The organism is Xanthomonas sp. GW (assembly GCF_014236815.1).
GTDB lineage: Bacteria > Pseudomonadota > Gammaproteobacteria > Xanthomonadales > Xanthomonadaceae > Xanthomonas_A.
On sequence record NZ_CP051189.1, the window covers coordinates 2290453 to 2304892 of the forward strand.

The following is a 14440-nucleotide window of genomic DNA, read 5'->3' on the forward strand; positions in this document are numbered from 1 at the left end:
GGCCGGTACTCCGCCATCGATTGCCGCGGCCTAGAATGTGCGGATGAACGCATCCACTGCCAGCCATCTCCTCCACGGCCGCCGCCAGCGTCCGGACGGGCCTTCGCCGATCGACGTGATCTCGGTGCAGTCGCAACTGGTCTACGGCCATGCCGGCAACAGCGCGGCGGCGGTGCCGTTGCGCGCGCTGGGCCTGCGCGTGGCGGAAATTCCGACCACCTTGCTGAGCAATGCGCCGTTCTACGACACCTTGCGCGGCAAGGTGCTGCCGTCGGACTGGTTCGCCGACCTGCTGCTCGGCGCCAGCGAGCGCGGCCTGCCGCAGCGTGCGCGGATGCTGGTGTCTGGCTATTTCGGCAGCGTCGGCAACGGCACTGCGTTCGCCGACTGGCTCGACGCCACGCTGCCGCAGTGCCCGTCGCTGCGCTATTGCCTGGATCCGGTGATCGGCGACACGCATACCGGCCCCTATGTCGAGCCGGGCTTGGAAGCGGTGTTCGCCGAACGACTGTTGCCGCATGCCTGGCTGGTCACCCCGAACGCGTTCGAACTCGGCCGCCTGACCGGCCTGCCGGCGCTGGCCCAGGACGATGCCATCGCTGCGGCGCGCGTGCTGCTGGCGCGCGGGCCGCAGTGGGTGTTGGCGCACAGCGTCAGCGGCGACGCAGGCCAACTGGTGACTCTGGCGGTGAGCCGCGAGGCGACCTACCGCTGGTGCTCGCCGCTGTTGCCGGTGGACGTGGCCGGCACCGGCGACGTGCTGATGGCACTGCTGGTCGCGTTCCTGCTGCGCGGCGACGCGTTCGAACTGGCGATCGGCCGCGCCATCGCCGGCGTGCATGCGGCGCTGGAAGCGACCCTGGCCAGCGGCTACGAGGAACTGGACGTGCTCGCCGCCGCGCCGGCGGCGCTGGCCACGCCGCTGCGCTTCGCCGTGGAGCGCCTGGCGTGAGCCTGCGCCCGGTGGTCGGCATCGTCGGCAGCGCCGGCGCCTATGGCCGCTGGCTGAGCCGGTTCTTCCGCGAGCGCATGCAACTGGAGGTGGTCGGCCACGATCCGGCCGATCCGCAGTCGCTGGATCCCGATGCCTTGCTGCAGCGCGCGCAGGTGCTGATCTTCTCCGCGCCGATCCGGCACACGCCGGCGCTGATCGGCGACTACGTGCGCCACGCCGGCGGGCGCGAACGCGATCAGCTGTGGCTGGACGTGACCTCGGTCAAGCGCGAACCGGTGGCGGCGATGCTGGCCTCGCAGGCGGAGGTGGCCGGGCTGCATCCGATGACCGCGCCGCCGAAGTCGCCCACGCTCAAGGGCCGCGTGCTGGTGGTGTGCGAAGCGCGGCTGTCGCGCTGGAGCGCGTGGCTGCAGCAGCTGTGCACGGCGCTGGAAGCCGAATGCGTGCGCAGCACGCCCGATCACCACGATCAGGTGATGGCGCTGGTGCAGGCGATGGTGCATGCGAGCCACCTGGCCCAGGCCGGTGTGCTGCGCGAGCACGCGCCGACGCTGGGATCGCTGGAGGCGCTGATGCCGTACCGTTCGGCCTCGTTCGAACTGGATACCGCGATCATCGCGCGCATCCTGGCGTTGAATCCGGCGATCTACGAAGACATCCAGTTCGGCAACCCGCATGTCGGCGGCGTGCTCGATGGCTTGATCGCGCAACTGTCGCGGCTACGCGAGCAGGTCGGTCGCGGCGACGATGCGGCGCGCGCGCAGTTCCGCGCCGATTTCCTCGACGCCAATCGCCAGGCGCTGGGCGATGCGGCGATCGCGCACGGCAACTACAGTTACGAGCGCGTCGGCTATCTGCTCGCGGACCTGACCGAGCAGCTCACGCTCAGCGTCTATCTGCCCGAGGACCGTGCCGGCTCGCTGCGGACCTTGTTGTACGTGTTCGAGCGCCACGGCGTCAGCCTGGCCTCGATCCATTCCTCGCGCACGCCGGCCGGCGAACTGCATTTCCGCATCGGCTTCGATCCGGCCACCGTGGCGACGGCATTGGACGCCGCGGCGGCGGAGATCGACGCCAGCGGCATCGGCCGGGTGTTGCCGCGCTAGTCCGAAGCAGGCGGGCCAACCTGTAGGAGCGGCTTCAGCCGCGACAGGCATTGCCGATCAAGCGATTGGTTGTGGTCGGCGGCTAGCGCGTTGCGCATGCATGTCCGCGTCCAGGTAGTTCCGGTCGCGGCTGAAGCCGCTCCTACGAGGGGGCAGGGAACATACGGTTGCCGCAGCTGCGCTTCATCCACAGGCAGTGTGGATGGAATGCGCGCAAACATGTGGATAAGTGTCTGCGCGCCTTGCTGGCGGGCGTGTCAAGAGGCTTGGTCAATAATTGACCACTGGCCGTCGCGCGCACCGCACATGGGCGGACAGATCGCACTGCCGCTCGTCGTCGCTGCGCGGCAGCGCGCGCGCTCACACCGCGGTCAGGGTCAGTTCGCCGCCGGTGGTGGTGAACTGCTGGCCGCGGCGGATCAGTTTGCGCCCGTCGGCCAGTTCGTAGCGCAGCGCCGGCGTGGATGGCGCGTCGTGCTGCGCCTGCTGCTGGTGCTGGGCTTCGTCCTGGAACTCGGTGATCAGATAGGCCTCGCCATCGGGGCCGAGGGCGGGCAGTTGGCGAAAGGACATGGCATGTCTCCTGTCGAAGGCGATTCGTCGAACCGGATTGCGCCGGAAACGCTGCCGGCGCCTTGCGCCGCCGCCGTGGCGTGGGGCGCAGCGGGACCGTAGTCCCGCCGGTGTTAGCGCTGCGTGCTCAGTCGATGAATTGCAGGCGTGCCAGTTCCGCGTACAGGCCGCCTTGCGCCAACAGTTCGGCATGGGTGCCCTGGGCGACAATGCGGCCGTGGTCCATCACCACGATGCGGTCGGCCTTGAGCACCGTCGCCAGGCGGTGCGCGATGACCAGTGTGGTGCGCCCGGCCATCAGCCGTTCCAACGCCTGCTGCACGGCGTATTCGCTCTGCGCGTCGAGCGCGCTGGTGGCTTCGTCCAACAGCAGGATCGGCGCGTCCTTGAGCAGGGCGCGGGCGATGGCGATGCGCTGCTGCTGGCCGCCGGACAGGCGCGCGCCGCGCTCGCCCAGTTCGCTGGCGTAGCCCTCGGGCAACTGGCCGATGAAGGTGTCGGCTTCGGCGGCGCGCGCCGCGGCCTCGACTTCGGCATCGCTGGCCTCGAGCCGGCCGTAGCGGATGTTGTCGGCGGCGCTGGCCGCGAACAGGGTCGGATGCTGCGGCACCAGGCCGATGCCTGCGCGCAGCTGCGCCGGGTCCAGTTCGCGCAGGTCGGCGCCGTCCACCCGCACCACGCCCGATTGCGGATCGTGGAAGCGCAGCAGCAGCGACAGCACGGTGCTCTTGCCGGCGCCGGAGGGGCCGACCAGGGCCACGCTCTCGCCGGGCCGCACGTGCAGGTCGAAGCCGTCCAGCGCGGGGTGGTCGGGGCGCTGCGGATAGCGGAACACCACGTTCTCGAAGCGCACCTCGCCGCGCAGCGGCTGCGGCAGCGCGCGCGGCTGCGCCGGCGCCAGCACCTCGGGGCGTTCGGCGAACAGTTCGGCGATGCGGCCCATGCCGCCGGCCGCGCGTTGCAGGTCGTTCCAGACTTCGGCCAGCGAGGCCACCGAGCCGCCGCCGAACATCGCGTACAGCACGAACTGGCCGAGCGCGCCGGCGCTCAGCTCGCCAGCCGCCACTTCGTGCGCGCCGGACCACAGCACCAGCACGATCGCGCCGAACACCAGCACGATCGCCACCGCGGTGATCAGCGCCTGCGCGCGCACCCGGCGCCGCGCCACGTCCACCGACAACGCAAGCGCCTGGCCGAAGCGGCCGCGCTCGTAGGGCTCGCGCGCATGCGCCTGCACCGTGCGCACCGCGCCCAGGGTTTCGGCGGCCAGCGTGTTGGCATTGGCGACGCGGTCCTGGCTGGCACGCGAGATCTTCTGCAGGCGGCGCGCGCCGAGCACGATCGGCAACACCGCCAGCGGGATGCCGAGCAGCGCGTAGGCCGCCAGGTGCGGGCTGGTCACGAACAGCATCACGATGCTGCCGATCGCCGTGACCGTGCTGCGCAGCGCCACCGACATGGTGCTGCCGATCACCCCGCGCAGCAGTTCGCTGTCGGCCGACAGCCGCGACACCAGCTCGCCGCTGCGGTTGCGGTCGTGGAAGCCGGCGTGCAGGCCGATCAGGTGCGCATACAGCCTCCCGCGCAGGTCGGCGACCACCTTCTCGCCCAGCAGCGACACGAAGTAGAAGCGCAGCGCGGTGGCGATGGCCAGCACCACCGCCACCGCGAACAGCAGCGCGAAGGACTGGTTGATCCTGCTGCTGTCGCTGAAGCCGTGGTCGATCATCTGCCGGACCGCCACCGGCAGGCTCAGCGTCGCGCTGGAGGACACCGCCAGCGCCAGCAGCCAGGCGCCGAACAGGCCGCGCTGGCGCTGCACGAACGGCCACAGGGTACGCAGGCTGCCGAGTTTGCGCAGCGACTTGGCCTGGTCGGCCGACGGATCGTTCATGCGGGGGAGGTTTCCGAACAGCAGACCCTGTTCCGAGTGGCGTCGCGCAGCCGCGTTTTCAAGGCGTCGACGCGATCGCTGGGCAGGCGCAGGCGCAGTTCGGCGCCGTCGGCGTCGAAGCGTTCATCGAGTTTTTCGGCGGCGCAGGCGCTCAGCGCCGCATGGACGGTGCCCAGATCGTCGAAACCGCAGTACAGGGTGATCAGGCTCAAGGCCAGCAGCGGCTGCCGCGGCGCCAGCCGCAGGCACTCGGCGGCGCTGCCGCCGTAGGCGCGGACCAGGCCGCCGGCGCCGAGCTTGATGCCGCCGTACCAGCGCGTGACCACCACCATCACGCGGTCGAAGCCCTGGCCGTCGATCGCCGCCAGGATCGGGCGGCCGGCGGTGCCGGCCGGCTCGCCATCGTCGCTGGAACGGTAGTCGTCGCCGTGGCGGTAGGCCCAGCAGTTGTGGGTGGCGTCGGCCACCGCGACCCGCTGCACGAACGCCAGCGCCGCGCCGGCGTCGGCGATCGGCGCCGCCTGGGCCACAAAGCGGCTGTGCTTGATGTCCACGCTGTGGCTGACGGGGTAGGGAAGCGTATCGGGCATCGGCGCCATTCTAGTCGAGGCGCTGTGGCGAGCTGCGCTCGACTGTGGTTCGGTGGCGCGCCGCGCAGCCGGTTGCCCGCGATGCGCACGACCGCGGCGTCGCGCGCACTGGCGGCGGTGCGCATCGCCTCCGATGGCGGAAGGCGGGTCAGTCGCCGAGCAGCTCGCGCAGGTCATCGGGGATGCGCGCGTGCGGATGCTCGCGTTGGAAGCGCTGCAGGCTGGCGCGCGCGGCGGCCTGCTCGCCAGCGTCGCGGCGCTCGCGGATGCGTGCCAGCCAGCGTCGCGGAGACAGGCGCGCGTCGTTCTGCGCCGCTGCCGCAAGCGCCGGATCGGTGCCGGAGGCGCGCGCGGATGCCGCCAACGGTGCGTCGTCCGCCGCGATCGGCGCAGCCGGCATTGCGGCTGGTGCCGGTGCCGGTGCCGGCGTTGCGCTGAGTTTGCCTTCGACGCGCGCGGCGTATCCCTCCGCTTGCTGTGCCTGTGCGCTTGCCGCGTCGCTGCCGGCGCGCTCGGCGAGGTCTTCGCTGCGTTGTTGCAGCATGCGCCGGTCTTCGCGCTGCATGGCGTTCGTCTCTCTCGCGCGCGCTGCCGGCTTCGCCAACGCCTGCGGTGCCTGCGCGGGAGGCGTCAGCGCTTTTGCCGGGGCCGGCGGCGCAGGCGGTGCAGGGGGCGAGACCATGGCCGGCGCGGGAGGCGGCAGCGCCTCTATCGGCGCCGGCTCGGCCGCGGCGGGGGCGTCCGCGGGTGCTGCCGATGGCGCGGGCGCGGCGGGCATCGAGTCGAGATCGTTCGCTGCCGGCGCCAGCTTCTGCACGGATGCTGGCGGAGGCGGAGGTGGCGGCATGTCGGTGGGCGTGGGTGCCGTGTCGGACGCGACCGCCGCGTCTTCGGCATCGGCCGGCTGGGCGGCAGCGGCTTGCTCGGTCGCCGCGTCGGAGGCGGCTGGTACGGGAGCGACCGCCTCGGGCGCGACCGGCGCGGCCACCGGCGGTGTCGGCGTGCGCAGCTGCCAGGCGATGCCGACGGCCAGCGTCAACGATGCCGCCAGTCCGGTCCAGGCTTGCCAGCGTGCGCGGCGCTGTGGGACTGTGCCGGGACGGGCATAGTCCGCTGGTGCTGGTGCGGTTGCGCTCGCAACGGGTGCCGGCGCCGGCGCCGGCTCGGCGGCGGCGCTGTGCGACGCCGAGGCCGCGACCGGCGCAGGCACCACCGCGGCGCGCGCCGCGGCCAGGATCGCGGCGTCCAGCGCCGCCGACGGCGCCGCCTGCCGGCCCAGCCGCAGGCGTTCGGCGAGGGCGCGTTCTTCCGGCGTCAGCGGTTCGTCGGCACTCATCCGCCCAGCCTCGCGCGCAATTTGTCCATCGCATAGCGCAGCCGCGACTTGACCGTCTCGCGGCCGACGCCGGTGATCTGTGCGATTTCCTCCAGGCTCAGTTCCTGTTCCAGGCGCAGCAGCAGCACTTCGCGTTGATCCTCCGGCAAGTCGTCGAGCGCCAGTTGCAGCTGGCGCCGCTGTTCGAACGCGGACAGCTGCCGCTCCGGGGTATCCGGATCTGGCACGCTGGCGGTACGCAGTTCGGCATCGGCCGGCGTGGCCGGGCGGTGCTTGGCCGCGCGCCAGTGGTCGCCGAGCCGATTGTGGGCGATGCGCAGCAGCCAGGTACTGAACGCGGCCTGCGGCTGCCAGCCCTGGCGCGCAGCGATGACCCGTTGCCACACGTCCTGGAACATTTCCTCGGCCAGCGCCACGTCGCGCAGCTGGCGCAGCAGATAGTGGTAGAGGCGGCCGCGGTGGCGCGCGTACAGGGTTTCGAACGCGCCGGCGTCGCCGGCCGCATAGGCCAGCATCAGGGCTTCGTCGCTCGTTTCGACCAGGGCATCCACGGCGGCAAGCCTAAGCGTTCGCCGGCCCGGCGCATAGCGTGGCGTGAGGGCTTTGGCGGCGGGCGGGGGCGGAATGGCAGCAGGCATCGTAGACAGTGAACGCGCCAGCGGCGCGCATGGGGTCATCGCGCGTGCGCCTGTTCACGTAAAAGGTATGCTGGCGTCTAAGGGGGAGGCGTGGGGCAGGTCCCACGTCATGCAGGAGTTGTTGTCGATGTTGTTTGAGCCGTCCGCGATCGACCGCCAGGATCACCCCGACGGCCCCGCTTCCATGCAGACCGCGGTTGCCTTATGCGGCTTGCTGCCACCCGGTAGCGATGTGGCCATCGCGTGCGGCGACGGCACCGTCGGCGGGCGCCTGTTCGGCGCCACGCCGGATGCGCCGGCATGGCTGTCGACGCTGGTCCGGCGCTGTCTCGCCGAGACCGTGCCGGCGCCTACGGACGCCTTGCTGCATGTGCTGAAGACGCCCGACGGCGCCTGCGTGGCCGTGGCCGCCCGGCTGCAGCAGCCGCTGTCCGAGCCGCAGCGCGCCGCGTGGTGCGAGATGGCGGCCGCGTTCGGCCTGGCGCTGCTGGAAGCCGAGCGGATGCGTGCGCGCATCGAGGGCCTGGAGAAGTCCAAGCAGTTGCAGCAGGCGTTGTACGAGATCGCCGATCTGGCCGGTGCGGATCTGGAAATGTGGCAGATGCTGCAGCACGTGCATTCGGTGCTGGACTCGCTGATGTATGCGGAGAACTGCTACATCGTCGAGTACGACGAAGAACAGCAGAGCATGCGCTTCCTGTATTTCTCCGACCGGCACGACGATTTCGTCGCCGATCCGGAACGGCTGTACTACCAACGCGACATGCCCAACAGCCTGACCTTCGCCCTGCTGCGCCACGGCCAGGCGGTGCGCGGGCCGTCGCCGCAGGTGCGCGACCGCCTGCGGGTGGATTACGACGCCCTGCATGGCCCGGACAGCAAGGATTGGCTGGGCGTGCCGATGCTGCGCGAGGGCCGGGTCTGCGGCGCGATCGTGGTGCAGAACTACGACCGTGCGCTGCACTACACCGATGCCGACCGCGCGCTGCTGGCGTACGTCGCCCAGCACGTGCTGACCGCGATGGACCGGCGCCACGCGCAGGTGCAACTGGAGCGGCGCGTGCAGTTGCGCACCCAGGAACTGCAGCGCGCCAACCACGACCTGCAGGACGAGATCCAGGAGCGCAAGCGCGCCGAAACCCTGCAACTGGCCCTGTTCCGCATCGCCGAGCTGGCGATCCGCTCGGAGAGCCTGCAGCAGTTCTACGCCGAGGTGCATGCCATCGTCGGCGGGCTGATCGATGCGCGCAATCTGTACATCGCGCTGCTGTCCGACGACGCCAAGATGCTGGAGTTCGTCTACTCGGTGGACGAGCACAGCCCGCGCCGTCCGCTGCGGCGGCGCGGCAGGGGCCTGACCGAGTACGTGATGCGCAAGCGCCGGCCGATGCTGCTGGAACTGGCGGAAATCGAAGCGCTGGTGGCGCAGGGCGAGGTGCAGGAATACGGCACGCGCTCGCACAGCTGGCTGGGCGTGCCGCTGTTCGACGAGGGCGAGGTGGTCGGCGCGATCGTGGTGCAGAGCTACACCACGCAGGTGCGTTTCACCGAATACGACCAGCGCCTGCTGACCTTCGTCGCGCACAACGTCGGCGGCGGCCTCGCGCGGCAGCGCGCGCAGGAACGGCTGCGGCTGGCGCATGCCGAACTGGAGCAGCGGGTGGCCGAGCGCACCCGCGAACTGGCCGAGGTCAACCAGCAGCTGCTGGCGCAGATCGCCGAGCGCTGGCGTGCCGAGCAGCGGCTGACCCATCAGGCGCTGCACGACGCGCTGACCGGCCTGCCGAACCGCTCGCATCTGCTGGACCGGCTCGGCGAAGCGATCAACCGCGCGCGCAACGGCGACGGCATGGCGTTCGCAGTGCTGTTCCTGGACCTGGACCGGTTCAAGCTGGTCAACGACAGCATCGGCCACGCCGCCGGCGACGACATGCTGGTGGAGGTGGCCAAGCGCATCGTCTCCACGCTGCGCAGCGACGATGTGGTCGCGCGCCTGGGCGGCGACGAGTTCGCGATCCTGGTCAGCTGCGAAGAGGGGCTGGAAGGCGTGCGCGAGTTGGCGCAGCGCCTGCTCGGGGTGCTCGGCCAGCCGATGTGGGTGGCCGGCCGCGAGCTGTTCCCGTCCGGCAGCCTGGGCATCGCCGCCTGGCACCCGCGCTATCGCAGCGGCGAGGAGCTGTTGCGCGACGCGGACGCGGCGATGTACCGGGCCAAGGCGCAGACCCAGGATCGCTGCGCGGTGTTCGACGAGGAGATGCGCGAGGCGGCGCTGCGCAGCCTGGACCTGGAGGCGGACCTGCGGCGGGCGATCAAAAGCGGCGACTTCGAGCCGTTCTACCAGCCGATCGTGCGCTTGATCGACGGCGAGGTGGTGGGCCACGAGGCGCTGCTGCGCTGGCGCCACGAGAGCCGCGGACTGCTGGTGCCCAGCCAGTTCATCGATCTGGGCGAGGACAGCGGGCTGATCGAGCAGGTGGACTGGCTGCTGTACGCGCAGGTGATCCAGCGTCTGGCCCGAAGCGGCACCGGCTATGTGTCGGTCAACGTCTCGCCGCGGCATTTCCGTTCACCGGATTTCACCGATCGGCTGTTCGGTCTGATCGATACCGCTGGCGCGGATCCGCGGCGGCTGCGGGTGGAGATCACGGAGGTGGCGCTGCTCGACGATGCGCCGCGCACGTTGACGATCCTGCAGGCGCTGCGTGATCGCGGGGTGTTGGCGCAGTTGGACGATTTCGGCACGGGGTTCTCGGCGTTGTCGTATCTGCACCGGTTTCCGATTTCGGCGTTGAAGATCGATCAGAGTTTCGTTGCCGGGTTGCATGGGGAAAGCGGTGCGGGGAGCTATGCGCTTGTGCGCAGCATTCTGGCGCTGGCCAGTACGCTGGGTATCGAGACCATCGGCGAAGGCATCGAGACCGAGCAGCAGTTGGATACGTTGCGTGAGCTGGGTTGCGACTACGGGCAGGGGTATCTGTTGGGGCGGCCTGCGCAGCATGATTGATTGCGTGCGTGCGTGCGTGCGTGCGAGTGCAAGCGTGCGTTGATTTGGCTTGGGTGGCTTCGTATTGAGGCGAATGCGGCGCGGACAGTGCCGCTGTCTATCCGTTACGGATGCTTTGTTTCTGCTGCTGTTTAAGGTCTTTAGAGCCGAAGCAAAAGCTTTCGCGCTTTGGCGCGAGTCACTTTTCTTTGCTCGCGCAAAGAAAAGTAACCAAAAGAAAGCGCGCCCTACCTCGCGCCCTCCGCGCTGCGCGCTCCGGGTCCGCGTCCATGACGGGGATTCGCGGAAGGGGCATCCTGCCCCTGCCGCGAACGGCGCACATCCATGTGCGCCGCCCTTCGGGTTTTTCCCCGCCATGGCCGCCGCTGCGGAAGGGAACCCGGTAAATCAAAAGCAACAGCAGCAGCAACAGCAACAGCAACGGCAACGGCAACGGCAGCTGTAGCAACTGGCCTGGCAGAAGCCCCCTGTGGGAGCGACTTCAGTCGCGACGAACGTAGTGGGAAATTTCCAGACTTCATAGCGCACCGACCGGCGCTCCGAAGTCCCTGTAGGAGCGGCTTCAGCCGCGACAGAAGTCGTCCGCATACGGCGGAATGTGCGGCTTCTCGGGACTGAAACCTATGCCGGGGATGCTGGGCGCCTTGCCGCGCGTCCTGGGGTGCAGCTGTTTAAGAGTCGTGGGTTTCAGCGCAGCGCGTTGCGGCGTTTTTCGTCGATCCACTTCGACGCCTGGGCCGGGGTGTAGTCGTGCATCCAGGTCAGCATGGTGTCGATGTCGTTGCCGTACCACAGGTCGGCGCGCTGGTCCGGGTGCAGGAAGCGTTCGGCGACCATGCGGTCGATCATGCCGATCAGCGGGGCATAGAACTCTTCCACGTCCAGGAACGCGCAGGGCTTGTTGCCGATGCCGAGCTGGCGCCAGGTCAGCATCTCGAAGATCTCTTCCATCGTGCCGAAGCCGCCGGGCAGGGCGATGAAGCCGTCGGACAGGTCGAACATGCGCGACTTGCGCTCGTGCATCGAGCCGACGATTTCCAGTTCGGTCAGGCCGCGGTGCGCCACTTCCCAGTCGGCCAGTTGCTTGGGGATCACCCCGGTGACCTGGCCGCCGGCGGCAAGCGCCGCGTTGGCCACGGTGCCCATCAAGCCGACGTTGCCGCCGCCGTAGACCAGGCGCAGGCCCTGCTCGGCGATGCGCGTGCCCAGCGCGGTGGCGCGCTCGGCGTAGGCGGGTTTGTTGCCGGCATTGGAACCACAGTAGACGCAGATGCTTTTCATGGGATTGGGGATTGGGGATTCGGGATTGGGGATTCGTAACAGCGGGACGTTACATGCGTTCACGGTGCTAGGAGCAGGGTACGTCGTAGGCAACTGATTCGGTATTTGCGGCGATCCGCAAAGCACAACGCCGGGCTTTCGCCCGGCGCTATGCCATTGCCGGAAAAGATGCGGGATGGGGCCGGCGCTGTTGCGAATCCCCAATCCCGACTCCCGAATCCCAGCCTCAATTGGCCTTATGGATCGCCCGCTTGCTCACCGCCATCGCGGCGTCGTGGATCGCCTCGGACAGGGTCGGGTGGGCGTGGCAGATGCGCGCCAGGTCGTCGGCCGAGCCGTTGAACTCCATCGCCAGCACGCCTTCGTGGACCAGCTCGGAGACGCCGACGCCGACCAGGTGCAGGCCGAGCACGCGGTCGGTCTCGGCATGCGCGATGACCTTGACGAAGCCGGCCGGCTCGCCCATCGCCACCGCGCGGCCGATCGCCGCGAACGGGAAGCTGCCGGTCTTGTACGGCACGTCCTCGGCCTTGAGCTGCTGCTCGGTCTTGCCGACCCAGGCGATTTCCGGCTCGGTGTAGATGACCCACGGGATCGTGTCGAAGTTGACGTGGCCGGGCAGGCCGGCGATCAGTTCGGCGACCGCGATGCCTTCCTCGAAGCCCTTGTGCGCCAGCATCGGCCCGCGCACGCAGTCGCCGATCGCCCACACGCCGTCGACGCCGGTGTGGCAATGCGCATCGACCTCGATCTGGCCGCGCTCGTTGACCTTGACCCCGGTGCCTTCGGCCAGCAGGCCCTTGGTCGCGGCACGGCGGCCCACGGCCACCAGCAGCTTGTCCACGGTCAGGCTCTTCTCGCCGTCGCCATCGGTATAGGTGACGACGACTTCCTGCTTCTTGCCCTTTCCAGTGACCTCGGTCTTGGAGACCTTGGCGCCCAGCTTGATATCCAGGCCCTGCTTCTTGAATTCCTTCAGCGCGGTCTTGGCCACTTCGGCATCGGCCAGGGCCAGGAAGTCCGGCAGCGCCTCGAGGATGGTGACCTCGGCGCCCAGGCGCTTCCACACGCTGCCCAGCTCCAGGCCGATCACGCCGGCGCCGATCACCGCCAGGCGCTTGGGCACTTCGCTGAAGTCGAGCGCGCCGACGTTGTCGACGATGGTGGCGCCGTCGAACTTGGCGAACGGCAGTTCGATCGAATCCGAACCGGCGGCGATGATCACGTTGGTGCCCTTGAGCTCCACCTCGCTGCCGTCGTGTTGCTTGACCTTGACCACATTGCCTGCCTGCAGCTCGCCGAAGCCGTAGTACGGGGTGATCTTGTTCGCCTTGAACAGCATCGCGATGCCGCCGGTGAACTGTTTGACGATCTTGTCCTTGCGCCCGACCATCGCCTCGACGTCGATCTTGGCGTCCTTGAAGCTGATGCCATGCTCGCCGAACAGGTGGCCCATGTTCCAGAACTGGCGCGAGGAATCCAGCAGCGCCTTGGACGGGATGCAGCCCACGCGCAGGCAGGTGCCGCCCAGCGCCGGCTTGCCGTCCTTGCCCAGGGCCGCGTCGATGCAGGCGACCTTCATGCCCAGCTGTGCGGCGCGGATTGCAGCGTGATAACCGGCCGGACCGGCACCGATGACGACGACGTCGAAGTTTTCAGCCATTTCAGATTCCTTTGCCTTTCCCTTCTCCCGCCGGGAGAAGGTGGCGCGTAGCGCCGGATGAGGGTACGGCGGAGCGGAGCGAGCTGCGGGGGTGCTTTGAAGGGTGGGCGCTGGGCGATGTCCAGTGCGGTCGTACCCTCACCCCAACCCCTCTCCCGGTGGGAGAGGGGCTTCAGGCGCTTACAGGCCGAACAGCATCCGGCCCGGGTTTTCCAGCTGGTTCTTGATGTCGACCAGGAACTGCACCGAGTCCTTGCCGTCGATGATGCGGTGGTCGTAGGACAGCGCCAGGAACATCATCGGCGCGATCACGACCTGGCCGTTCTCGGCGATCGGACGCTCCTTGATCGCGTGCATGCCCAGGATCGCGCTCTGCGGCGGGTTGATGATCGGGGTGGACAGCAGCGAGCCGAAGGTGCCGCCGTTGGTCACGGTGAAGGTGCCGCCCTGCAGTTCTTCCAGGCTCAGCTTGCCGTCGCGCGCCTTCTTGGCGTAGTCGGCGATGCCCTTCTCGATCTCGGCGAACGACTGCCGCTCGACGTTGCGCAGCACCGGCGTGACCAGGCCCTTCTCGGTCGAGACCGCGATCGAGATGTCGCTGTAGCCGTGATAGATGATGTCCTCGCCGTCGATCGAGGCGTTGACCAGCGGGAAGCGCTGCAGCGCGTTGGCGGCGGCCTTGACGAAGAAGCTCATGAAGCCGAGCTTGATGCCGTGGGCCTTCTGGAACTCGTCCTGCAGCTCCTTGCGCGCGGCCGAGACCTTGGCCAGGTTGACCTCGTTGAAGGTGGTCAGCATCGCGGTCGAGTTCTTCGACTGCATCAGGCGCTCGGCGATGCGCTTGCGCACGCGGGTCATCGCCACGCGCTCTTCCGGACGCGCGCCGGCGGCCTTGCCGGCGCCGCCGTTCTTGGCGTAGTTGAGGATGTCTTCCTTGGTCACCGCGCCGCGGCGGCCGGTGCCGTCGACCTGCGCCGGATCCACGCCTTCGGTGATCGCCGAGAAACGCGCGCCCGGGGGCAGGCTGGAGACGTCGCCGGCGGCCTTGGCCGACTCGACCTTGGCCGCCTTCGGCGCTTCGGCAGCGGCGGCCTTCGGCGCCTCCGCCTTCGGCGCGTCGGCGACCTTGGCCTCGGCCGGAGCCGCGGCGGCGGTCGCGCCTTCCTCGATGATCGCCAGGATCTGCGAGCTGGTCACGGTGGCGCCGGCCTCGAACTTGATCTCCTTCAGCACGCCGTCGACCGGGGAGGGCACTTCCAATACGACCTTGTCGGTCTCCAGGTCCACCAGGTTCTCGTCGCGCTTGACCGCGTCGCCGGCTTTCTTGTGCCAGCTGGCGATGGTGGCATCGGATACGGATTCGGGCAGTACCGGAACTTTGACTTCGGTGGCCATTGCAG

Annotated in this window: 11 protein-coding genes; 3 read left to right on the plus strand and 8 right to left on the minus strand. The window is 69.1% G+C overall.

The window, feature by feature from the left end:
• Window positions 1–43 precede the first annotated feature (43 nt).
• Entirely contained in the window at window positions 44–952 is a 909-nt protein-coding gene (pdxY, locus tag HEP73_RS09650; RefSeq protein WP_185823003.1) for a pyridoxal kinase, read from the plus strand.
• Window positions 949–2061 carry a prephenate dehydrogenase gene (locus HEP73_RS09655; RefSeq protein WP_185823004.1) on the plus strand — a complete coding sequence of 371 codons (1113 nt, stop codon included), beginning with the start codon at window positions 949–951 and terminating at the stop codon, window positions 2059–2061. The genes pdxY and HEP73_RS09655 overlap by 4 nt, the downstream gene beginning before the upstream one ends.
• A gap of 360 nt (window positions 2062–2421) precedes the next feature.
• Here HEP73_RS09655 and HEP73_RS09660 read toward each other — a convergent pair whose 3' ends face one another.
• The 5 genes from HEP73_RS09660 to HEP73_RS09680 all read right to left on the minus strand — a co-directional run bounded on the left by HEP73_RS09660 (window position 2422) and on the right by HEP73_RS09680 (window position 7005).
• Complete coding sequence (locus HEP73_RS09660) at window positions 2422–2634, minus strand: hypothetical protein (RefSeq protein WP_185816178.1); 213 nt, start codon at window positions 2632–2634, stop codon at window positions 2422–2424.
• Between the two features lie 127 nt (window positions 2635–2761).
• On the minus strand, window positions 2762–4528 hold the full coding sequence (locus tag HEP73_RS09665) for an ABC transporter transmembrane domain-containing protein (protein WP_185823005.1): 1767 nt from the start codon (window positions 4526–4528) through the stop codon (window positions 2762–2764).
• Window positions 4525–5118: an IMPACT family protein gene (locus HEP73_RS09670; protein WP_185823006.1), complete on the minus strand. Its 594-nt coding sequence runs from the start codon at window positions 5116–5118 to the stop codon at window positions 4525–4527. The genes HEP73_RS09665 and HEP73_RS09670 overlap by 4 nt, the downstream gene beginning before the upstream one ends.
• A gap of 148 nt (window positions 5119–5266) precedes the next feature.
• Window positions 5267–6157 (minus strand): hypothetical protein, encoded by an 891-nt coding sequence (locus HEP73_RS09675; protein WP_255423732.1) that lies wholly within the window; start codon window positions 6155–6157, stop codon window positions 5267–5269.
• Window positions 6158–6450: 293 nt separating this feature from the next.
• Window positions 6451–7005 (minus strand): RNA polymerase sigma factor, encoded by a 555-nt coding sequence (locus tag HEP73_RS09680; protein WP_185823008.1) that lies wholly within the window; start codon window positions 7003–7005, stop codon window positions 6451–6453.
• 214 nt (window positions 7006–7219) lie between these two features.
• On the opposite strand from HEP73_RS09680, the gene HEP73_RS09685 reads away from it, so the two are divergent.
• The gene (locus tag HEP73_RS09685) at window positions 7220–10096 is read left to right on the plus strand and encodes a bifunctional diguanylate cyclase/phosphodiesterase (protein WP_185823370.1); all 2877 of its coding nucleotides are present in this window, start codon (window positions 7220–7222) and stop codon (window positions 10094–10096) included.
• Window positions 10097–10783: 687 nt separating this feature from the next.
• On the opposite strand, the gene HEP73_RS09690 is transcribed toward HEP73_RS09685, so the two are convergent.
• From HEP73_RS09690 to sucB, 3 genes are all read right to left on the minus strand, one after another.
• Entirely contained in the window at window positions 10784–11377 is a 594-nt protein-coding gene (locus HEP73_RS09690) for an LOG family protein (RefSeq protein WP_185823009.1), read from the minus strand.
• Between the two features lie 226 nt (window positions 11378–11603).
• Window positions 11604–13040 carry a dihydrolipoyl dehydrogenase gene (gene lpdA / locus HEP73_RS09695; RefSeq protein WP_185823010.1) on the minus strand — a complete coding sequence of 479 codons (1437 nt, stop codon included), beginning with the start codon at window positions 13038–13040 and terminating at the stop codon, window positions 11604–11606.
• A gap of 180 nt (window positions 13041–13220) precedes the next feature.
• Entirely contained in the window at window positions 13221–14435 is a 1215-nt protein-coding gene (gene sucB, locus HEP73_RS09700; RefSeq protein WP_179565129.1) for a dihydrolipoyllysine-residue succinyltransferase, read from the minus strand.
• Window positions 14436–14440: the final 5 nt, after the last annotated feature.